This window comes from Arthrobacter sp. HS15c, assembly GCF_040812005.1.
GTDB lineage: Bacteria > Actinomycetota > Actinomycetes > Actinomycetales > Micrococcaceae > Arthrobacter.
The window spans coordinates 53772-74612 of sequence record NZ_JBFOHM010000001.1; the positions used below are offsets into that span (position 1 = coordinate 53772).

At 66.6% G+C, this 20841-nt stretch carries 17 protein-coding genes and 2 tRNA genes; 3 read left to right on the plus strand and 16 right to left on the minus strand.

The genetic code is table 11. From position 1 onward, the window contains the following. Positions 1–5: 5 nt before the first annotated feature. Entirely contained in the window at positions 6–1460 is a 1455-nt protein-coding gene (leuC, locus tag ABV518_RS00265) for a 3-isopropylmalate dehydratase large subunit (protein ID WP_367764839.1), read from the minus strand. 113 nt (positions 1461–1573) lie between these two features. Between leuC and ABV518_RS00270 the strand changes: the two genes are divergently transcribed. Then, a complete protein-coding gene (locus ABV518_RS00270; RefSeq protein ID WP_066292257.1) occupies positions 1574–2293 on the plus strand; it encodes an IclR family transcriptional regulator in 720 nt (239 codons plus the stop codon). Between the two features lie 47 nt (positions 2294–2340). Next, complete coding sequence (locus tag ABV518_RS00275) at positions 2341–2880, plus strand: DUF1697 domain-containing protein (protein ID WP_367764841.1); 540 nt, start codon at positions 2341–2343, stop codon at positions 2878–2880. A 57-nt stretch (positions 2881–2937) separates the two neighbouring features. Here ABV518_RS00275 and ABV518_RS00280 read toward each other — a convergent pair whose 3' ends face one another. The 8 genes from ABV518_RS00280 to ABV518_RS00315 form a co-directional block, all read right to left on the minus strand. Further along, positions 2938–4554, minus strand: a complete 1617-nt coding sequence (locus ABV518_RS00280; RefSeq protein ID WP_367764843.1) for a GTPase — start codon at positions 4552–4554, stop codon at positions 2938–2940. Continuing rightward, complete coding sequence (locus ABV518_RS00285) at positions 4551–6335, minus strand: dynamin family protein (RefSeq protein WP_367764844.1); 1785 nt, start codon at positions 6333–6335, stop codon at positions 4551–4553. The genes ABV518_RS00280 and ABV518_RS00285 overlap by 4 nt, the downstream gene beginning before the upstream one ends. A 92-nt stretch (positions 6336–6427) precedes the next feature. Continuing rightward, positions 6428–6500: transfer RNA gene (locus tag ABV518_RS00290), tRNA-Glu, on the minus strand. Between the two features lie 130 nt (positions 6501–6630). Continuing rightward, positions 6631–6702, minus strand: a tRNA-Gln gene (locus tag ABV518_RS00295). Positions 6703–6853: 151 nt separating this feature from the next. Then, the gene (locus ABV518_RS00300) at positions 6854–7576 is read right to left on the minus strand and encodes an HAD family hydrolase (protein WP_367764845.1); all 723 of its coding nucleotides are present in this window, start codon (positions 7574–7576) and stop codon (positions 6854–6856) included. A 14-nt stretch (positions 7577–7590) separates the two neighbouring features. Further along, positions 7591–9105, minus strand: coding sequence for a glutamate--tRNA ligase (gene gltX / locus ABV518_RS00305; RefSeq protein ID WP_367764846.1), 1515 nt, complete (start codon positions 9103–9105; stop codon positions 7591–7593). Positions 9106–9162: 57 nt separating this feature from the next. Continuing rightward, positions 9163–9939: a fumarylacetoacetate hydrolase family protein gene (locus ABV518_RS00310; RefSeq protein WP_131131761.1), complete on the minus strand. Its 777-nt coding sequence runs from the start codon at positions 9937–9939 to the stop codon at positions 9163–9165. Between the two features lie 41 nt (positions 9940–9980). Further along, a complete protein-coding gene (locus tag ABV518_RS00315) occupies positions 9981–10784 on the minus strand; it encodes an MBL fold metallo-hydrolase (RefSeq protein ID WP_367764847.1) in 804 nt (267 codons plus the stop codon). A 118-nt stretch (positions 10785–10902) separates the two neighbouring features. Here ABV518_RS00315 and ABV518_RS00320 point away from each other — a divergent pair, with 118 nt between their 5' ends. After that, a complete protein-coding gene (locus ABV518_RS00320) occupies positions 10903–11499 on the plus strand; it encodes a hypothetical protein (RefSeq protein WP_367764848.1) in 597 nt (198 codons plus the stop codon). Positions 11500–11623: 124 nt separating this feature from the next. Here ABV518_RS00320 and ABV518_RS00325 read toward each other — a convergent pair whose 3' ends face one another. The 7 genes from ABV518_RS00325 to ABV518_RS00355 all read right to left on the minus strand — a co-directional run bounded on the left by ABV518_RS00325 (position 11624) and on the right by ABV518_RS00355 (position 20796). Further along, entirely contained in the window at positions 11624–12736 is a 1113-nt protein-coding gene (locus ABV518_RS00325) for a branched-chain amino acid aminotransferase (RefSeq protein WP_367764849.1), read from the minus strand. Positions 12737–12847: 111 nt separating this feature from the next. Further along, positions 12848–13900: a 3-isopropylmalate dehydrogenase gene (locus ABV518_RS00330; protein ID WP_367764850.1), complete on the minus strand. Its 1053-nt coding sequence runs from the start codon at positions 13898–13900 to the stop codon at positions 12848–12850. 47 nt (positions 13901–13947) lie between these two features. Beyond that, on the minus strand, positions 13948–14667 hold the full coding sequence (locus tag ABV518_RS00335) for a class F sortase (protein WP_367764851.1): 720 nt from the start codon (positions 14665–14667) through the stop codon (positions 13948–13950). A gap of 117 nt (positions 14668–14784) precedes the next feature. After that, entirely contained in the window at positions 14785–15381 is a 597-nt protein-coding gene (locus ABV518_RS00340) for a hypothetical protein (protein WP_367764852.1), read from the minus strand. 274 nt (positions 15382–15655) lie between these two features. Beyond that, positions 15656–17215: a methionine--tRNA ligase gene (gene metG, locus ABV518_RS00345; RefSeq protein WP_367764853.1), complete on the minus strand. Its 1560-nt coding sequence runs from the start codon at positions 17213–17215 to the stop codon at positions 15656–15658. Positions 17216–17248: 33 nt separating this feature from the next. Beyond that, positions 17249–18004 carry an ABC transporter ATP-binding protein gene (locus ABV518_RS00350; RefSeq protein WP_131131755.1) on the minus strand — a complete coding sequence of 252 codons (756 nt, stop codon included), beginning with the start codon at positions 18002–18004 and terminating at the stop codon, positions 17249–17251. After that, on the minus strand, positions 18001–20796 hold the full coding sequence (locus ABV518_RS00355) for an FtsX-like permease family protein (RefSeq protein WP_367764854.1): 2796 nt from the start codon (positions 20794–20796) through the stop codon (positions 18001–18003). The genes ABV518_RS00350 and ABV518_RS00355 overlap by 4 nt, the downstream gene beginning before the upstream one ends. Positions 20797–20841: the final 45 nt, after the last annotated feature.

The following is a 20841-nucleotide window of genomic DNA, read 5'->3' on the forward strand; positions in this document are numbered from 1 at the left end:
GTCTCCTAGGCTGCGTCGGTGCGGATGGCGGCGGATTCGGGGGCCGGATCAAGGTCCGACGGCGAGCTCAGGGTGCCGCGGATGGCCGTGGCTGCTGCCACCACCGGCGAGACGAGGTGCGTGCGTCCGCCCTTGCCCTGCCGGCCTTCGAAGTTCCGGTTCGAGGTTGAGGCGCAGCGCTCCCCGACCTCCAGCTGGTCCGGGTTCATGCCCAGGCACATGGAGCAGCCAGCGAAGCGCCACTCGGCACCGAAGTCCTTGAAGACCTTGTCCAGGCCCTCGGCCTCGGCTTCCAACCGGACGCGCGCCGAACCGGGAACCACCAGCATGCGGATGTTCGGGTCTTTCTGGCGGCCGCGGACGATGTCGGCGGCGGCGCGCAGATCCTCCATCCGCGAATTGGTGCACGAGCCCAGGAAGACGGTGTCCACCCGGATGTCCTTCATGGGCGTACCGGCGGTCAGGCCCATGTACTGCAGGGCGCGCTCTGCGGCAGCCTTGGCGTTCTCGTCGCCGAAGTCCTCCGGGGACGGAACCGAGGACGAAAGCGAGACGCCCTGGCCCGGGTTGGTCCCCCAGGTGACGAACGGCTCAAGCGTGTCGGCGTCCAGGTCCACCTCGACGTCAAAGGTTGCGTCGTCGTCGGTACGCAGGGTGTTCCAGTACTCGACGGCGGCGTCCCACTCTGCGCCCTGCGGGGCGTGCGGGCGCCCGTACATGTAGTCGTAGGTGGTCTGGTCCGGCGCGACGAGGCCGGCACGGGCCCCGGCTTCGATGGACATGTTGCAGATGGTCATCCGCGCATCCATGGACAGCGCCCGGATGGCTGAGCCGCGGTATTCCAGGACGTAGCCCTGGCCCCCGCCCGTGCCGATCTTGGCGATCACGGCGAGGATAATGTCCTTGGCCGTAACACCAGGACGCAGTGTGCCCTCGACGTTGATGGCCATGGTCTTGAACGGCTTCAGGGACAGGGTCTGGGTGGCCATGACATGCTCCACCTCGGACGTGCCGATGCCCATTGCGAGGGCGCCGAACGCGCCGTGAGTGGAGGTGTGCGAGTCGCCGCAGACCACGGTCATGCCGGGCTGGGTCAGGCCCAGCTGCGGTCCGACTACGTGGACGATGCCCTGCTCGGCGTCCCCGAGCGAATGCAGCCGGACGCCGAACTCGGCGCAGTTGTTCCGCAGCGTCTGGATCTGGGTACGGCTGGTGAGGTCGGCAATGGGCTTGTCAATGTCCAGCGTGGGAGTGTTGTGGTCCTCGGTGGCAATGGTGAGGTCCGGGCGCCGCAGCTTCCGGCCCGCCAGCCGCAGTCCCTCAAAAGCCTGCGGGGAGGTCACCTCATGGACGAGGTGCAGGTCGATGAAGAGAAGGTCGGGCTGGGCGTTGGCTCCTTCGCCGTCGCCTTTGCGCACCACGTGCGCGTCCCAGACTTTCTCGGCCAGTGTCTTTGCCACGGCCATCTCCCTTCACTGCTGTTTGGCTGTTAAGCTCCACTGAATCAGGGCGGCCGGGCAAATCGCCAGCCGAAACATTTGCATCTCAGATAATGAGACGGCAATATCATTACATGGACAATTCTAGTGGAGTCGGCGTCATTGATAAAGCGGCCCATGTGCTTGACGCACTTGAGGCAGGGCCCACCACCCTGGCGCAGCTTGTAGCTGCCACAGGCCTCGCCCGGCCCACTGTCCACAGGCTTGCCCTGGCCCTGGTCCACCACCGGCTCGTCAGCCGCGACATCCAGGGCAGGTTCGTACTCGGCAGCCGGCTCGTTGAGCTGGCATCCGCGGCCGGCGAGGACCGCCTGATCGCCTCCGCGGGACCCGTCCTGATGCAGCTTCGTGACGCCACCGGCGAGAGCGCCCAGATCTTCCGCCGCCAGGGTGACTGGCGTGTCTGCGTTGCCTCTGCTGAGCGCCCCATCGGTCTCCGGGACACCATCCCGGTGGGTACGCAGCTTTCCATGAAGGCCGGCTCCGCCGCCCAGGTCCTGCTCGCGTGGGAAGACCATGACCGTCTCCTCGAGGGCCTCCAGTCCGCACGCTTTACGCCCACCGTCCTGGCAGGAGTCCGACGGCGGGGCTGGGGCCAGAGCCTCGGCGAACGCGAGCCGGGGGTCGCGTCAGTGTCCGCACCGGTCCGTGGGCCGTCCGGCCGCGTCATTGCGGCAGTTTCGATCTCGGGCCCCATCGAGCGCCTCACCCGCCAGCCGGGCCGGCTTCACGCCGAAGTGGTCTGCAATGCAGGGCGGATCCTTACCGAAGCCCTGCGCAAGAACAACGACTAGCACCTCCCTCCGGTCCCCGGGGTCCCGCCACATATTAGGCTGTCGGCATGAACAGCTACGCAGTCTTCCTCCGCGGCATCAACGTGAACGGGATCAACATCAAAATGGCGGACCTTAAGGCGGCGCTGGAATCCACGGGCTTCGATGGCGTCAAGACCCTGCTGGCCAGCGGCAATGTGGTGCTGGCCAGCGGGCTGGCCCCCGCCGCAGTGAAGAAGACGTTCGAGGACTGCCTCCGGAAATCCTTCGGCTATGACGCCTGGGTGGTTGTCCTGACCGCACGGCGCGTGTCGGAGCTCGTGGGCGCCTGCCCGTATCCGGACGATGACAAGTCGGCCCACACCTACATCACGCTGGCGTCAGACACGGCCGCGCTTGATGAGCTGGACGCGGCCGGGGCGGCGCTCGAAGGATCGGAGCAGAAACGGCTCGGTCCCGAGGCGCTGGCCTGGCTTGCGCCCGCCGGCGGCACGCTGGACAGCCCCTTCAGCAAAATCTCGTCCAAGGCAAAATACAAGGCAACCACCACCACCCGGAACCTGCGGACGCTGATCAAAGTGCGCGACGCCGCGGCAGCCCTACCGTAGCCGGCCGGGTTGGCGGAGCGGCGGACCTGGGACCCCGGGGCTTCTACGGCAGGGTCCCTACTTTGCACTTGCCTTATCCAGCGCGGCATTAAATGACCTGAGCCGGGCCACCTCCACTTCAACCGGATCAACCACCAGCTCCGCGGCCACGTCCCCGACGGCGGACCTGAGGCGCCTCCTGGCGGTTGCGGCCCGTGCGCGGGCGGCAGCCGCCCCGATGAACTTCCCCGTCAGCGCCAGGAAAATTCCGAGACACACTCCCCCGGCGATCATCAGTGTGGGGACCGGCCAGCCTTCAACCCGCGGCACGTCCGGTACGGGCAACTGGAGATATCCCAGGCCGGCGAGCACGCCGAGCCAGGCGAGGCCACCGAGAACTGTCAGCAGCGCGAGCCATTGGACCAGGTTGAAGACCGGCCACCACCAGGACTTCCGCGCCGCCGACAGGTCTGTACCGGCTATCGCCTGGTCCAGGGCGTCAGGGAGGCGTTCCCTGCCTTCACGGGCGGCACCACGGATCGCAGCCCGCCATGGGCCCGGCGCACCGGCGCTGGCGTCGTCCGCGAACTGTCGGACGGCGGCATCCGTCCGGGCGCGTTCGGGAGCGCCGGCCGGGGGCAGTGACGTGCGGCTCAGTTCGGACGGCGCAGAGCTGCGAAGATTCAGCCGCCGGAGCGGATCCGGCCGGAACTTCAGGAGCCAGCGCGTCACCGGCCACCCGGTGCGGCGGGCTGACTCCAGCCGGTAGGAGCGGTCCACGGCCCCTACCACCAGGGGCACGTTGGCGGCCGTGGCCAGCTCGTCCGCGAGCCGCGCCTTTGAAGCGGCCCTGACGCCGGCGGCCTCCCCGTCCCCAGAGACCTCGCGCAGCTGCCGGGATGCGCGCGCCACATCGGCGGTGAGCCGTTGTGCCGAGGCCTGGCGTTGCAGGACCACGTGTCGGATGGCTGCCCTGACCCGGTCCACCCCCGCGCCCGTCACCGCCGAGGCGCCGATGACCTGGACTGAGCCCAGTCCGTCCCTGGCGAGAATCCCCTTCAGCGATTCCAGAACCGGCCGGACGTCCCGGTCGGGCAGCTTGTCGGTCTGGTTCAGCACCACCAGCGTGACGGCGCCGTGCGCGGCCAGCGGGGAAAGGAAGTCGTTGTGCACGGCGGCATCGGCGTATTTCTGCGGGTCGAGCACCCAGACCAGGACATCCACGAGGCCTACCATCCGCTGCACGATGTCACGGTTGGCTGCCCTGGTGGAGTCAAAGTCCGGCAGGTCGAGAAGTATCAGCCCGGTTTCCTCATCCGCGAGGCCGTCCACCGCCGTGGCATGGTGCCGGCTGCGCACGTCGAGCCAGTCCAGCAGCGGGTCGCTGCCGTCCGCTCCCCAGACCCCCGCAAGGGGTTCCGTGGTGGTCGGCCTGCGGACGGCCGCCGTCGCAATCTCAGCGCCGCTGACGGCATTGAAGAGGGACGATTTACCGCTGCCGGTGGCGCCGAAAAACCCGACCACGGTGTGGTCCGCTGACAGGGAACGCCGGGACGCCGCGCGTTCCAGAAGCTGGAGCACCTCCTCCAGCACCTCGTCGGGCAGGACGCCTTCGGCCAGTTCGCGGGCATCGTTGAGCGCTTCGAGCCTGCCGCCCAGTTGCGAGGACACCCGGGCGCTGCCGTGCCGGCTCATGCAGCGTCCGCAAGACGGGTCAGCGCGGCCGCCTGGCCTGCCAGCACGCCGGGGTCCGGGGGCCCAACAGGCAGCCGGTCAAGGAACGTGCGCTGCTCGGCCTGCAGCAGCCGCAGGCACCGCTGATGAAGGTCCTCCCGCGCCGTTTTGGCCAGCCGGCGGACCGCGTCCTCACCGAAGACCGCTTCCAGCAGTTTCTGGCCCACAACGGCGGTGCCGCCGGCCACGCCAACTTCCAGGCCGGTGAGCCCCGCTGTCATCGAAAACACCACAATCATCAGCGCCGCCCCCAGGCCATTGATCCCGAAGGACAGCCACCTGGCTTGGGTGCGCTTCCCTTGGCCTTCGGTGCGGATCAGTTCCATCAGGCCTGCCTGCCACGCCCGGATCTCCGCGGCAACCGTGGCGGCAAAATCCGGGGCTGTCCCGGAAAGGTCCGCGGTTCCCAGCAGCTGCCTGCCTGCGGGGTCCGCACGCCACCTCCGGTCGACTTCCTCAGCAGCATTGGCGGCTTCATCAAGGATGACTGCCTGCAGCCCGGTTTCGATGGCAGCCTCAACCCTTACGGCGGGCGGAGGTTCGCCGCGGAAGAACGCGCCCGCCCGGTCGCGGAACCGTCCGATGCCCTGTTCAAGGCTGCGGAAGAACTCGCCGGTGCCCACAAAGTCCTGCCAGCGGGCGAGCACTTCCCCGCGAAGCAGGGCACCGTCCCTGGTTGCATCGAGGATGCGGCCCGCCGCTTGTTCGTAGGCAGCAACGGCGCTGTCCTGGAGCGTTGCCCTGGCCTCCCGCTGCTCCCCCTGGGCCCGCGCCATGCTGCCGATCCGCCCCGCCAGCGCCTTGACGCTTCCGTTCAGGGTCCGGCGGGCAATTTGTGACCGTCCCGTGGCGTCCGCGGCCAGGTCGTTCAGCCACGTCCGCAGCGGCTCCACCGCGGCCGGCGGCAGCATGCCCATGGGGTCAAGCCCAGCCTCCGCCACGAGGAACAGGCGGGCCGAGCCCAGGCCCTCCCTGCGCAGCAGCGCCTGAAGGTCCGCGCTGACTTCCGCCTCCGCCCCCGCCGGTACGCGGTCCAGCACCACTGCCACCAGGATGTCCCGGGACGCGGCATCCAGGAGCAGCTTCCAGGGAACGGCGTCCGCGTAACGGTTCGCAGTGGTGACAAACACCCACAAATCCGCGGCGGCAAGCAACTGCCCGGCCAGCCTGCGGTTGTCATCGGCGATGGAGTCGACGTCGGGCGCATCAAGCAGTGCGATGCCCTGCGGAACGGCCCCGTCCGCGACCAGCACCAGGGACGAGATCGCGGCTGCGTCCGGCGTTGCGCCGGCACTGCCGGCCGGGAGGGCATCGGCGGACACGGCGCCCCTGATACGGCTGAGGCTGGGCAGGACGCGCTGCCCCTCGAACCAGCCGGCATCCGCCGGATGGTGCAGAAGGATGGGTTGCCGCGTGGTGGGCCTGATGGCGCCCGTCCGGGTGACGGGGTGCCCTGCAATGCCGTTCACGAGGGTCGACTTGCCTGCGCCGGTGGAACCCCCGACGACGGCAAGCAGGGGTGCGTCCAGGCTGCGGTACCGGGGCAGGATGTAGTCATCCAGCTGTGCGATGGCGTTCCGGACTTCGAGCCGGGTCTGTTCAACCCCCGGCGTGGACAACGGAAGGGTGACTCGGGACAGCTCCAGGCGCACGGCCTCCAGCAGGTCAATCGGAGCTGACGCGGCCGCTGGCGGGTCGTGCTGGCGGCGTGTTGGCTGCACGGGCTCGTTATCGGTGGTCACAGCATCATCATGCCAGTTCAAGGACGGGCAGGGCCGGGAAGTTCCGGAAACGAAAAACGGCCCCGGGCTGATGCCCGGGACCGTTTGATCTGTGACCCCAGCGGGATTCGAACCCGCGTTACCGCCGTGAGAGGGCAGCGTACTAGGCCGCTATACGATGGGGCCGCGTACTTCCGGAACCGCATTTCTGCCGTTCAGGCTAAGTGAGTATTTCATACACTCAGCCGGTGTTTCAAATCGGACGAACCGGCTTGAAACCCCTGATCTTCCGCGGAAATCCGTGGATTTATCAGAGCTGGGATACCAGGACTCGAACCTAGAATGACGGTACCAGAAACCGTAGTGTTGCCAATTACACCATATCCCAATGGAACTTTCGGGCCGGATCCGCAGGTCTAAACCAGCGCTCCCGGCGCCTCAGCACGAGTAATTACTTTACCCGAGACTTTTCCAGCGCACAAATCGATCGGCCGTTAGGTGGGTCACACGGCCTGTGGAGCCTTCCAATGCCTCCCCCGTCAGGCCAATATCGCCGCCAGGGAGCTGATCTCGTAGCCGGCAAAGCCCTCCCGCGGCTCCCCCACCCTGTTGAGCCAGACACCCAGCAGGCCGGCCGCCGTCGAACCTTCCGCATCCAGCATCCGGTTGTCGCCGACATACAGGGTGTCCGCGGGGCGGGTGCCAAGCAGGCGCACGCCCTCGAGGTAGATCGCCGGCTCCGGCTTGGCCACCCCTACGGTGTCGGTGCCGACCAGGCGCTTGATCCGGTCCAGCCCGGCGCCGTCAAGTTTGGCCCGCTGGTAATCATGGACGTTGTTGCTCACCGCGCCATAGGGAACGCCGGCAGCATCGAGGGCGTCAAGGAGCGGCGCAACGTCCTCGAAAGCCTTAACGTAGCCCGGCTGGATACGCCCGTAGTTGGAGAGCCACTGGTGGGCCTCCTCGCCGTCGGCAAGGTCCACGCCGAAGTGCCCCAGGGCTGCGCGGCCGCGCAGGAGCCGCTGGTCGTTGAAGGTGAGCTCACCGGCCAGGTACCGGTCGTAGTAGTGCGTGGTTTCGTGGGTGAAGATCCTGCCGAACCTCTCCCACCCGGTCTGGTCCAGGCCGGGCAGGAGGTGTTCGCTGACCTCGCGCAGGGCCGTGGTCATGGCGTATTCGAGATCCACCAGGGTGTCGTCTATGTCAAAGAGAATCCCCCTGATGGTCCCGAACGGCGTCTTCAGGAAACCGTCAGCCGGCATGCCGGAATCCTTCATCAGCCGCGGAACGTGCGGAGGCGGACAAGGGAGGAGTCCTTCCCGAGGATGACCATCGACTCGAAGAGCGGCGGCGAGATCCGGCGGCCGGAAATAGCCGTGCGGACAGGACCGAAGGCAAGCCGCGGCTTGATGCCGAGGTCCTCCACGAGGGCCTGCTTCAGGGCCGCCTGGATGTTCTCCGGGCTCCAGTCCTCAACGGGCTCCAGCGCCGCGATGGCGGCGTCGAGGACTTCGGTGAGGTTCGCTGGCAGCCCCTTGCGGGCATCGTCGGCGACGTCGATGGCGTCGTCGGATTTGAACAGGAAGCCCAGCATCTCGGGTGCCTCGCCCAGCAGCGTGATGCGCTCCTGGACCAGGGGCGCGGCCTCGGTGAGGATTTCCTCCTGGCGCGCACTGAGGTGCTCCCCCACGAACCCGGCGGACTGCAGGTACGGGACAAGCCGGTTCCGGAAGTCTTCCGGGTTGAGCAGGCGGATGTGCGTGCCGTTGATGGCCTCCGCCTTCTTGATGTCGAACCGCGCCGGGTTCGCCAGGACGTCCTTGACGTCGAAGAATTCAATCAGCTGGTCCACGGTGAAGATGTCCTCGTCGGCGGAGAGGCTCCAGCCCAGCAGTGAGAGGTAGTTCAGCAGGCCTTCGGGAATGAACCCGCGGTCGCGCAGCAGGAACAGGTTGGACTGCGGGTCGCGCTTGGACAGCTTCTTGTTGCCTTCGCCCATCACGTACGGGAGGTGGCCAAAGAGCGGCAGGTAGCTGGCGACGCCGATCTCCATGAGGTAGCGGATCAGCACAACCTGGCGGGGCGTGGAGGACAGGAGGTCCTCGCCGCGCAGCACGTGCGTGATCCCCATGAGCGCATCGTCCACGGGGTTCACCAGCGTGTACAGCGGCGAGCCGTCGGCACGGACGATGACGTAGTCCGGGATGCTGCCGGCTTTGAAGGTGATGTCGCCGCGGACCAGGTCCGTGAAGACGACGTCTTCGTCGGGCATGCGGACGCGCAGCACGGGCTTGCGCCCCTCGGCCTTGAACGCGGCGAGCTGCTCGTCGGTGAGTTCGCGGTCAAAGTTGTCGTAGCCAAGCTTCGGGTCGCGGCCGGCAGCACGGTGGCGGGCCTCGACTTCTTCCGGCGACGAGTAGCATTCGTAGGCGAAACCGGCCTCGAGGAGCTTGGCGACAACGTCCTTGTAAAGGTCCAGCCGCTGCGACTGCCGGTACGGCTCGTGCGGGCCGCCGACCTCCACGCCCTCTTCCCAGGTGATCCCCAGCCACTTCAGGGCCTCCAGCAGCTGCTGGTAGCTCTCTTCCGAGTCGCGTGCCGCGTCCGTGTCCTCGATGCGGAACACAAACGTGCCCTTGGTGTGCTTGGCATGGGCCCAGTTGAACAGGGCGGTCCGGATCAGGCCCACGTGCGGTGTCCCGGTGGGTGACGGGCAGAACCGGACGCGTACCGGAGTATCGGCAGTGACGGTCGGGATGGAGGCAGCAGAGGACGCAGAAGCAGTAGTCATAGTGGCTCCAACTTTACCGCTTGCCGGAGGGTGCACCCGCCCGGATCGCGCGGGCCGTCAGCGGCGCACGATGGGGTTGGACAGGCGCCCGATCCCTTCGATCTCCACTTCAAAGCGGTCGCCGGCCTGCACCAGGCCCACGCCGGCCGGCGTTCCGGTCATGATGACGTCGCCGGGCAGCAGCGTAAATGCCTGCGACACGATGGACACGAGTTCGCGGACGCCGCGGATCATCTGGCTGGTGCTGCCGTCCTGGCGGAGCTCGCCGTTGAGCCGGCCCTGGATCTGGAGGTCCTCGGTGTCCAGTTCCGTCTCGATCCACGGGCCCAGGGGCGCTGAGGTGTCGAAGCCCTTGGCCCGGGCCCACTGCAGGTCCGTTTTCTGGACGTCGCGGGCGGTGAGGTCGTTGCCGCAGGTGTAGCCGAAGATGACGTCGTCGACGCGTTCTTCCGGGACGTCCTTGCAGATCCGGCCGATGACCACGCACAGCTCGGCCTCGAAGGAGACTTCCTCGGAGAATTCGGGCAGCACGATGGGGTCGTTCGGGCCCACCACCGAGGTGTTGGGCTTCAGGAACAGCAGCGGCTGGGCGGGTACCTCGTTGCCCAGTTCGTGGGCGTGCTCGACAAAGTTGCGGCCGACGCCGATCACCTTGCTGCGGGGAATGATCGGCGCCAGCAGGCGGACGTCTTCGAGCTTGTGGTGGACCGCCGTGCGTTCCACGCCGTTGAAGAACGGGTCACCGTGGATGACAGTGATTTCCTCACTGCCCGGCTGGCCCTCCACAATGCCGTAGAGGGGATCAGAATCGACTACAAACCTGGCAATACGCATGGTTCCCAGCCTACCGTCTCCGGCCGCCGTGGCTGGCCCGCTCAACCGTCCCGGGCGGCTCCACGGAGGTAGTCCAGCTGGGCTGCCACCGACATTTCGGCAGCGCGCCTGACGGAAGGCCCGACGTCGGAATACACGGCGTCGGTCACGTCACCGACGGCGGCGTCCGGGCCCAGCCGGCCCAGGGCGGCGCGGATCTGCGCCAGCCGTTCGAGCCGGTGGTCGCGGTAGGCGCGGACGATCAGTTCAAGGGACGGCAGCACCGGGCCGTGGGCGGGAAGGACCGTGGCTGCCCCCAGCGCCTCGAGCCTGTCCAGGGTTGAGAGATAGTCCCCGAGCGTCCCGTCCGGGTAGTCCAGCATGGTGGTGCCGCGTCCCAGGATGGTGTCGCCGGTCAGCACGGAACCCTGCGGGCCGTCGCCTGGGAGGTTGAAGCAGACCGAATCGGAGGTGTGGCCCGGCGTCGCCAGGACCCGGATTTCCAGTCCGGCTGCCCGGATTACCTCGCCATCCCGCAAGGTTGCACCGCCGCCGTGGCAATGGGCGGGGTCGGCGGCCCGGACCGGCGCGCCGGTCAGCTGATGCAGCCGGGCCGAGCCGGCGGTGTGGTCCGCATGGCGGTGCGTGACAAGGATGAGCTCCACGGCGCCGGCCCCGGCAAGCGCCTGGAGGTGGGTGTCGTCCAGCGGGCCGGGGTCCACCACCACCGCGGCCGGACTGCCGGCCGTCTGCAATACGTAGGAGTTGGTGCCCTCCAGGCTCATGGGTCCCGGGTTGGGGGCCAGGATGAACCGGGTCAGGGCTGAGCTGCGCTGCAGGAGGGGGCCGGGAGGTGACGTCACCATCCCATCTTTGCATCCTCCCCTGCACGGCTGCCCTGACGCCGGAATAGAACGCCACACGGGCGGGGTTGACCACCAGTGAAGACCATACCCCTCCATCAGGAAGCCTGAACCAGACATCATGAGCACCACAACCACACTTGCCGATCTCCTCGTCGAAGCTGATACTGCCGGCCACGACCACGCTGCAACGGAGAAAAACAGCGGACTCCTGCACATCCACAACCACGCAACGGGCGGGATTGTCTGGTTCCCAACGTGGAAGAAGTTCCGCGAGACCTCGGATTGGCGCGAAGCGGTGGATGGCGTCGCGGAGGATTTCCGGTCAGGTTCAGCACCCGTCGAAGAACAGGCGGCCACGTTCCTGGCCGACGACCTGGGCATACTCCTGAAACGCGCGGCTGCCTCCAGCGATGCAACCATTTTCGTCCAGGAAAACCTGACCAGGCACCTGACCCGGACCTGGGCTGTTGCCGACGCCATCGCCGAGATAACAGGGAAGGACCTGCCCACCGGAAGCACCACGCCGGCAGTCTTTGCCGACTACCCTTATGACGTCTACGCGCAGGACGGCGGCGTTTTTGCGACGACGCTGTGGAACGACATCATTGATGCCCGCCGCAACCAGGCCATTGCTGACGAAGCCGCGCGCAAGGCGCTGAAGCCGGTCTCCCGCAAGGCGCTCAAGAACGCTGCCCGGAAGGCCGCCCGGCGCTGATGCCCACCGCCCGGCTCCCGTCCCCCGGGATTAAGGAACGACGGCGGCCGCCCGGCACACTGCCCAAGCTTGGAGCAGGTGCCGGCCAGCCGCCGTCGTCATTCTTTGTGGGTGTGCGGCCTGCTTAAGCCAGGCGGGTCAGCCAGCCGTGGGTGTCCGGGACGGTGCCGGTCTGGATGCCCAGCAGCTGCTCGCGGATGGCCATGGTGGTCTCCCCCGCTTTGGCGTCCTCGGAGCCGATGAACTCCGTGGCGTCCTTGAGCACGCCGATGGGAGTGATCACGGCCGCGGTTCCGCAGGCGAACACCTCGGTGATGTCGCCGGAGGCAACGCCGTCGCGCCATTCGTCCAGGGTGATCTTGCGTTCGGTGACTTCGCGGCCCATGTCCTTGGCCACCTGGATGACGGACATCCGGGTGATGCCCTCCAGGATGGTGCCGGTCAGCGCGGGCGTGACCAGCGAACCGTCCTTCATCACGAAGAAGACGTTCATGCCGCCGAGCTCTTCAATGGCGTTGTCGTTGAACTGGTCCAGGAAGAGGACCTGCTTGCAGCCGTTGGCTTCGGCCTCCTGCTGGGCGATCAGCGAGGCTGCGTAGTTGCCGCCGCACTTGGCTGCACCGGTGCCGCCGCGGCCGGCGCGGGCATATTCACGGGAGATCCAGATGGAAACCGGCTTCAGCTCGCCGCCGAAGTAGTTGCCAGCCGGTGACGCGATGACACGGAACGAAACTTCACGTGCTGCGCGGACACCCAGGAATGCCTCGGTGGCGATCATGAAGGGGCGCAGGTAAAGCGCTTCGCCGTCGCCGCCGGGAACCCATTCCTTGTCCGCCGCCACCAGTTCGCGGATGGCGCCGAGGAAGTACTCCGCCGGAAGCTCCGGCAGGGCCAGCCGGCGGGCCGAACTGTTCAGCCTGGCAGCGTTGGCTTCCGGACGGAAGGTCCAGACGGAGCCGTCCGCGTGGCGGTAGGCCTTGAGGCCTTCGAAGATCTCCTGGCCGTAGTGCAGCACGGCTGCCGACGGGTCGAGGCTGATGGGTCCGTAGGCTTCAACGCGTGCGTTGTGCCAGCCGCCGTTGCCGCTCTCGTCGACGCTGTAGTCGACGACGGCGGTGTGGTCGGTGAAGTAGTTGCCAAAACCTGGGTTCGCCAGGATGGCTGCACGCTCTTCAGCTGACTTCGGGGTGGCCGAGGGCTGCTGGTTGAATTCGACGCCATGGGCAGTCTGAGTCATGGTTCCTCCACGATCGGCTGCCCGTGGACGTGGTTCATCCTTGAACCTCAGGGCAGCATTTGGTGATTCGAAACTAGCTTACGCCGGTTAACCGAGTCGCAAGAGCACGGCCTAGAGCGCTGCAGCGATGGCATCCCCGATGGCGCTGGTGGTACGGGAGCCGCCGGCGCGGTTTTCGACGTCGGTGATGACCGCCGCTTCGATCTTCCGGGCCGCTTCGGTGTAGCCGAGGTGGTCCAGCAGGAGTACCGCCGACAGGATGGCGGCAGTGGGATCCGCCTTCTGCTGGCCTGCAATGTCCGGGGCGGAGCCATGCACAGGTTCGAACATGGACGGAGCGGTGCGGTCCATGTTGATGTTGCCCGAGGCGGCCAGCCCGATGCCGCCGGTGATGGCCGCGGCGAGGTCGGTCAGGATGTCTCCGAACAGGTTGTCCGTGACGATGACGTCAAAGCGTGACGGGTCGGTGACCATGAAAATCGTGGCGGCGTCAACGTGGAGGTAGTCGTGGGTGACCTCCGGGAACTCCTGGGCCACGGCCTCGACGGTCCGCTTCCACAGGTGGCCGGCGAAGACCAGGACGTTGTGCTTGTGGACCAGGGTGACATGCTTGCGTTCCCGTGCGCTGGCGCGGCGGAAAGCATCCCGGACCACACGCTCCACGCCGTGCGCGGTGTTCAGTGAGACCTCGGTGGCCACTTCGTGCGGCGTGCCGCCCCGCAGCGTGCCGCCGTTGCCGACGTAGGGTCCCTCGGTCCCTTCACGGACGACGATGAAATCGATGGTTCCCGGGTTGGCCAGCGGGCTGCCCACGGTGCCAAAGAGGCGGGACGGACGCAGGTTGACGTAGTGGTCCAGGCTGAAGCGGAGCTTGAGCAGCATCTCGCGTTCGATGATGCCGGACGGGATCCTGGTGTCGCCCGGGGCAGCACCCACAGCCCCGAAGAGGATCGCGTCGCGCGTCCGCAGGTCCTCGAGGACCTCGTCCGGAAGGGTCTCGCCGGTGGCCAGCCAGTGCTCGGCGCCGAGCTTGTAGTGGTGCTGCTCGAGGTTGACGCCTTCGGCGGCGACGGCCTTTTCGAGGACCTTCAGTGCCTCGGCAATGACCTCGGGGCCAATGCCGTCACCGGGAATGACAGCGAGATTGATGGTGGATGCGCTCATGGTCCAAGAATATTTAGGGGATCCGCATGCCGGACAATCAGTCTCAGCTATTGAGACGCGGCTTCGGGTGAGGCCACCACCACCACGTTGGTTCCCCAGAAGTCATCGGTGTAGCAGGAAATCAGGACCAGCCTGTTAGGTACCACCTGCCAGATGGGGCTGTCCTTCAGGCCCGACTTGACGTAAGTAGTGACCGAATCCACGCGGTAGGCGACATCCCCTGCGGAGGTTGTGACGGTCAGCCGGTCGCCGGGCGCCGCATGGGTGCTCAGCCGGTTGAACGGCGCCTCCTGGTCCTGCCAGCTGTGGCCGGCCACGTACGTGGTGTTGACCGAGCCTGCTCCCGGCACCCCGTAGGGTGTCAGCCAGTAGCCGTCCATGGTGGGCGGCGGCACGATCGTCTGGGAGGCGCGGTCGGCGCCGGTTGGTTCGAGCGGATGGACCACAACGTCGATCCCCGCTGCGGGGTAAACCAGCCGTTGTGGCGGCGCGGCCGGCGGTCCGGCCGGAACCGGGACAGCCGCCGGCGGGGTGGGTGTTGATGGGGCCGGTGGCGGCGCCTGCACTGCGACTCCGGTTTCCGGGGCCGGGGAGCGGTTCGGTCCGGCCAGTAATGGAAAAAGGGCGAATGCCAAGTAGCCAAGGACGCCGCAAAGAACCACGAAAACGAGGCTCCTGGCGTTGTAGATCCTGCCCTGCCGGGCCGGCGGCTCGGGGTTCGGCCCTTCCGGTGACGCGGTTGATTCCGGGGAGTAGTCAGTGTCCATGGCGCCCCCGCCCGTTGGTGTCAGAACTTACCTGGCTGCCGGCAGGCGCCGTGTCCTTGCGGCCACGGCGCCTGCCGGAGTGTCACGCAGCGCCCTCGCGGGCGTCAGTCACCGACGTCAATCTTTCCGGCGCCGGGACGCCAGTCCGCTTGCGGGCAACGTCTTGCGGGCGGCTACTCCCGTTGCTGCGAGCAGCATCAGCGCCAGGCCACCGGCCCAGGGGGCAACAGCAACGCCAGGCGAACCCGTCACAGCGGTCTGCACATTGAACCCTGGATTGGTGGCAACCACGGCACCCGCCCCGGCGGGCTTTCCGACCACGGCCCCGCTGGGATTACCGGCACCCGGCACGACTGCCGGCGGCACTACGGGCGGAACCACAGGTGGAACGACTGGCGGCACGGTCGTGGGGACACACTTGTTGTTGAACGTGGCCTGCCCTTCGGCGGTCCAGTTCTGGCCTTCCGGCACGATGCTGCCATCGTTCGGCGGGATGATGTCCTCGCTGAGCTGGTGGTTGGCATTGGCGTGGCCGTTGAGCCCGTGCAGGTCAATGGTGATGACCCTAAAGGGGTTGGTGTTTGAGCCCGTGGCGTGACAAATAGTGATCTTGTCGCCGCCGCCCGGTGATTCCGTTGGCGATGCGATTGCCGTCGCCGAGGCACCCAGGATTGCGAGGCCCGAAACACCTAATGCGGCAAGGATCCGTTTCATTTCCGTCTCCGTCCATAGTCTGGTCGAAACTGATCAGACGCGAGGGAAAACGGCGACCGCCCCTAAATGACGGGTACAACAGCAAACAGACAGCATCGGGGGCGACGGTTCTCCCAGATGTGAATCATCAGTTCGCTTACAGAGCTAGGCTACGTATCCGGCTACTTGCCCGTCTCCAGTACTCAGTACCCGCATTCGAGGACGGGCACTACTTGTTTCGGCCGTGCCGGTACATATTCCGGGCCGGAGCACGTGGTCCGGCCCGGAATGTACCCTAAGCCTCGGCCGGTTCCTCGTACTTGGGGAAGACGGGCGCCGGCGCCGGCAGCGGCGTTCCCGCGGCGATCGGTGTGGTGAGCGCAGAGAACTGCCGGGACGCGCCGTCGGGCTGGCCTAGCGTCTCAAGCAGCGCAGCCGTGGCGGTGGGCATGACCGGCTGCGCGAGGATGGCCACGATCCGCAGCACTTCCAGCGTTACGTAGAGCACCGTGTTCATGCGTTCGACGTCGGTCTTCCGCAGGACCCAGGGCGCCTGGTCTGCGAAGTAGGCGTTGGTGTCCCCCAGCACCGACCAGATGGCTTCGAGGGCGCGGCTGAACTCCTGCTTTTCAAAGGCAGCCCTGGCGGCCCCAAGCAGCCCGTTGGCCTGCTCAAGGATGGCGGTGTCCGCGGCAGTGAAGGCTCCGGGTACCGGCACTTTGCCTTCGCAGTTCTTGGCCACCATGGAAAGTGACCGCTGCGCCAGGTTTCCGAAGTTGTTGGCCAGGTCCGAGTTCATGCGGCCCACGATGGCTTCGTGGTTGTAGCTTCCGTCGGCGCCGAACGGGACCTCGCGGAGGAAGAAGAACCGTACCTGGTCCAGGCCGTACTGCGCCACGAAGTCCGCAGGTGCCACCACGTTGCCGAGGGACTTGGACATCTTCACGCCGTTGTTGTGCAGGAAGCCGTGGATCATCACGCGCTTGGGCAGTTCCAGTCCGGCGCTCATCAGGAAGGCCGGCCAGTAGATCGCGTGGAACCGGGAGATGTCCTTGCCGATGACGTGGACGTCAGCGGGCCAGAACTTCCTGAACGATTCCGAGTCGACGTCCGGGTAGCCGACGCCCGTCAGGTAGTTGGTCAGCGCATCAACCCACACGTACATCACATGCTTGTCGTTGCCGGGAACGGGGACGCCCCAGTCAAACGTCGTGCGGCTGATGGACAGGTCTTCGAGGCCGCGCCTGACGAAGCTGATGACCTCGTTGAAACGGGACTGCGGTGCGCCGAATTCGGGCTGTGCCTCGTACAGCGCCAGGAGCCGGTCCTGGTAGGCCGACAGCCGGAAGAAGTAGCTCTCTTCCGCCGTCCACGTCACCTCGGTGTCCGTCTCTTTCGAGTAGCGCACGCCGTCGTCCTTGACCACGGTGTCGTCCTCGACGTAGAAGGCTTCGTCGCGGACGGAGTACCAGCCCTCGTATTTGGACAGGTAGATGTCGCCGTTGGCTTCCATCTTCTTCCAGATGGCCTGCGATGCGGCGTAGTGGTCCTCATCCGTCGTGCGGATGAACCGGTCGTAGCTGATCCCCAGCGCGGCGTGCGCCGCCTTGTAGACTTCCGCGTTCCGGTCCACCAGCTCCTTGGGCGTGATGCCTTCCTTTTCGGCCGTCTGGGCGATCTTCATGCCGTGCTCGTCCGTGCCGGTCAGGAACATCACGTCATGGCCGTCCAGCCGCTTGAAGCGCGCCATGGCATCGGTGGCGATGTACTCGTAGGCGTGGCCGATGTGGGGCACCCCGTTGGGGTACGTGATGGCCGTGGTGATGTAGAACGGGTTTTTCTCTGGAGCAGTCACGTTCGGACGGTACCTTTGGTGCGGAGGGACGGGCTAGATAAGTTCAGTCAGCGTATCGCTCAGGCGGACCAGTTCGTGGTCGTGTGAAGCGACCAGCACCGCGATTCCGTCGTTGGTGGTGTCTTTGAGGATGCTGATGATGCGGTTGGCGGATGCCCTGTCGAGGCTGGCCGTCGGCTCGTCAACCACCAGGACACGGGTGCCCAGGATCAGTGCCCGGGCAATGGCCACCCGCTGGCGTTCGCCGCCGGAGAGCTGAGCGGGGCGGTGCCGCATGCGGCGCCCCAGCCCCACGAGGTCCAGGAGGTCCTTGGCCATGTCGCGGCGCTGCTCCACCTCGCCGTCGGGCACGGCGGGCAGCAGGACGTTCTCCAGTGCGCTCATGCCGTCGATGAGCGCACCGCCTTGGTCCACGTAGCCGATGAGGGCACGGCGGCGGTCGGCGATTTCGTCGTCCCCCATGCTTTCAAGGGAGTCGCCTTCCCAGAAGACACGGCCCGACGTCGGCAGCGTCAGTCCCGCGCCCACGGTCAGGATGCTGGTCTTGCCGGAGCCGCTTCGGCCGGCGACGCAGTGCATCTCGCCGGCGTGCAGCGTCAGGTCAAAGCCCTCAACGACGCTGACCGCCTCGGCACCGCCCTTGCCGCCGCCGTAGCGGATGGTGATGTCGCTCAGTTCCAGCGGGGTGCCGTGGTCCGAGGCCTTGACGATGGTGTTGGCACGGGTCTGCAGGGGCGCCTCAACCGAGCCGGACCTCCGGCTCCGGTGAACATTCGTCTCGTTTGTCATTGGACCACTTTCGTTGCAATCGGTATCCAGCAAATTACAGCCACGAGGCCGGCGACTCCGGCCCACAGGGCGGCATACGGGGCAAGGAGGAGCCCGATGCCCAGCGCGCCCAGAACGCCCAGCGGCAGGGCCACCGTGCCCACCAGCGCGTTTTCGAACAAGCGGACCTGGCGGAGCATGTCCGGGTTCCAGCCCATGGCCTCAAGGATGCCAAGGTACTGGCGTTTCGCATTGAGCTCAAAACGTCCGGTCACCAGCGTCAGCACGAGCCCCACGATCACGCCTGAAAGCGCCAGGAGGATGCTCGGGAAAGCGACGCTGGCAGCGGCGAGCCCACTGAGTGCGCTGGCGCCGGCGGCCCGCGGGATGTCGATCAGCAGTGCGATCAGCCCGCCGACAGCGGCCCCGAAGACGCCCACTGCAACAGCCAGCGACAGGGTGTTGAACTTGTTTGTGCTGAGCTGCCGGTTGGCGAACGTCAGCGGGGAATCCACCGGGATCAGGCGCTCGTCATGCTGCGGTTCCTGGTCCACCTCGTCGCGGTGGCGCAGTTGCTGCGCCGCGAAGAAGGCCGCTGCCGCATACAGGACGAGGACCGACGCCGACACGATGACCGTCGTCAGGCTCCAACTCACAACGCTCAGGGCGATTCCAGCGACGGCGAGCAGCGCGGCGCCGACCGCGAATTCCTCCAGCACCCAGCTTCGGATCCTTCGTTGGGTCCAGCCCATGGCGCGCAGGGTGCCGGCCTCGGTCTTGCGTTTTCGGATATAGCTCACGGTCGAGGCGCCGGTCAGCAGCGCGGCGCCGCAGAGCGTCAGGAAGAGCAGGGTGACGTTGGTGCCGGTGAGGGACCCGGAGACAGCGTCGGCGGCGTTCTGCCTGACCCAGGACTGCTGGACGGTGCCCAGCGCGGATTCCTTGCCTGCGCCGTCCTTGGAGTAGCCGGGAACAAAGATGCTGGCGTCCTCGCGGGCCGACCCGGCCACGACTGTGGCTTCCAGGCCCATCTCGCGGATTTCGCTGGCCAGCTTCTCGACGTCGGGCTGTGCCTGTTTCCAGCTTCCGGGCGCTTTGGCGCGGACGCGGACGGCGTCGATGACGGAGGCGTTGTCCTTGTAGCCGCGGGCTGCAGCGAGGCCGTAGTAGTCGGTAATGGCACCGGCGGACTGGCTCGCCAGTCCGGTGGCGCTGAGGGACGGCTCAAGCTGGGTGGCTGTGACGTCCTTGCCCTCGGCGTCCTTGGTCAACGTGAAGGGGGTGGGATCGTAGCCGCCCAGCGGGAGGCGGTTCACGTCGCCTGCGGCCTCTGCGACAGCAGCCGGGTCAAAGGTTCCGTAGACCATGGCGAGCGGTGCGGCCAGCTTCTCACCGGTGTCGAGGTCTTCGCGGTACGAGCGCTCGTCCACGGGTTCGCGCTGCGTCTGGTCTACCGGCCCGCCGGAAGGAGTCTTCTCGGGCAGCCGGTTGACGGTCACCCATTCCCCGGGGACAGCAGATTTTTCAACAGCGCCGTTGGCCGCGGTGTCGCCGTCGGTGTATTTCGGGGCGGCGGCAAAGTCCGTGCTCCAGGTGGCCGGGGTGTAGAGCCCCTGGTTGAAGTTGCCCTGGCTGCCAAGGAGCGATGAGTGGTCGGTTGAACCGGGCCAGGACAGCGCGAACGGATCCTTCGAAACGAAGGGGAGGTAGTCCTTGTCCAGCGACCGCGATGCGGTGCCGACTTCCTTGACCACCTTGCCGGAAGCGTCGATCTCTTCGATCTTGACGTTGTACTTCAGGTCCAGTGAGGTGCCGGAGCGGACAATCAGCGGGATGGCCTGGGAGTCCGCGGTGAGCTGGCCGTTGCGCTTTGCCTGCTGGTACTGCGTCATCAGGGGCGCCCAGTACTTGAGCTTGACGCCCAGGAAGTCTGGGCCTTCTGACAGCTCTTTCATGCTGATGCCGTTGGTAAAGAGGCTTTCGAAGTGCCGGCCGATTGCACCGGCGTTCCGGGCGTCGGCGGGCGGCGCCTTCTCCAACGGGGCCAGGAAGTCACCTGCCGAGCCCAGCAGCGCGCGTTCCGCCACGGGGTCGACGGCGACGACGGACTCGGTCACTTCGGGCGACAACGGCAGCGAGACGGAAAGGTTAAACAGGTTGTGTTCGGAGCCACCGGCCGGGTCCGGGAACTTGATGCCGGTTTCGCCGGCCGGCGCGGCAATTCGGATGCTGCTTCCTCCGGCGGCTTTTTCCTCCACGAGCTTGGCCTTGCCGAGGCTGCCTTCTGCAGTCGATTTGAAGAGGGTCTGTTCGGAGAGGCCGTCGGAGCTGACCGCGCTGGCCGTGAGCCGGTACTTCTTGGCGGTGTCGCTGAGGACCGACTCGGCGGCCGGCCACTGGGCGGGCGCCGTGGCGCCTGCGGCCTGGTCCGCCGTGGCGGTGCCCGCGAGGCCGGCGTTGTAGCCGAGGTAGTCCATGGCATCGAGCCGGGGGGCTTCCAGGTTCTGGGTCACGCGCGAGACCAGGCTGATGGGAGCCGCCACCGAGGTCCCTGTCAGGTCCCGGATGGATTCCAGCTGCTCAAAGCTGATACCGCCGCTGCCGCTTGCGATTTCCGGCTGCATCAGCGCGCCGGAACCTGCCTTGGCCTGGACCAGGACATCATAGAGTCCGCGTGAATTTTCATCCACCGTCCGGTTGAGTGCTGCCTGCGACTGACCTTGGACGAGGACCGACAAGCACATGGCTGCGATCAAGATGGCCGCGGTCAGCAGCAGCACTTTGCTTCTGATGAACCTCTGGACGGCGTTCATTGGGCTCCCTGAAACCTGGATTGCGTGCGCACACCATCATCCGCG

Excerpts from the sequence above, each read along its gene's own strand:
- ABV518_RS00270 (WP_066292257.1), top strand. The coding sequence starts at position 1,574 with ATGGACAATTCTAGTGGAGTCGGCGTCATTGATAAAGCGGCCCATGTG.
- ABV518_RS00275 (WP_367764841.1), top strand. The coding sequence starts at position 2,341 with ATGAACAGCTACGCAGTCTTCCTCCGCGGCATCAACGTGAACGGGATC.
- ABV518_RS00280 (WP_367764843.1), bottom strand. The coding sequence starts at position 4,554 with ATGAGCCGGCACGGCAGCGCCCGGGTGTCCTCGCAACTGGGCGGCAGG.
- ABV518_RS00300 (WP_367764845.1), bottom strand. The coding sequence starts at position 7,576 with ATGCCGGCTGACGGTTTCCTGAAGACGCCGTTCGGGACCATCAGGGGG.
- gltX (WP_367764846.1), bottom strand. The coding sequence starts at position 9,105 with ATGACTACTGCTTCTGCGTCCTCTGCTGCCTCCATCCCGACCGTCACT.
- ABV518_RS00310 (WP_131131761.1), bottom strand. The coding sequence starts at position 9,939 with ATGCGTATTGCCAGGTTTGTAGTCGATTCTGATCCCCTCTACGGCATT.
- ABV518_RS00315 (WP_367764847.1), bottom strand. The coding sequence starts at position 10,784 with ATGGTGACGTCACCTCCCGGCCCCCTCCTGCAGCGCAGCTCAGCCCTG.
- ABV518_RS00320 (WP_367764848.1), top strand. The coding sequence starts at position 10,903 with ATGAGCACCACAACCACACTTGCCGATCTCCTCGTCGAAGCTGATACT.
- ABV518_RS00325 (WP_367764849.1), bottom strand. The coding sequence starts at position 12,736 with ATGACTCAGACTGCCCATGGCGTCGAATTCAACCAGCAGCCCTCGGCC.
- ABV518_RS00330 (WP_367764850.1), bottom strand. The coding sequence starts at position 13,900 with ATGAGCGCATCCACCATCAATCTCGCTGTCATTCCCGGTGACGGCATT.
- ABV518_RS00335 (WP_367764851.1), bottom strand. The coding sequence starts at position 14,667 with ATGGACACTGACTACTCCCCGGAATCAACCGCGTCACCGGAAGGGCCG.
- ABV518_RS00340 (WP_367764852.1), bottom strand. The coding sequence starts at position 15,381 with ATGAAACGGATCCTTGCCGCATTAGGTGTTTCGGGCCTCGCAATCCTG.
- ABV518_RS00350 (WP_131131755.1), bottom strand. The coding sequence starts at position 18,004 with ATGACAAACGAGACGAATGTTCACCGGAGCCGGAGGTCCGGCTCGGTT.
- ABV518_RS00355 (WP_367764854.1), bottom strand. The coding sequence starts at position 20,796 with ATGAACGCCGTCCAGAGGTTCATCAGAAGCAAAGTGCTGCTGCTGACC.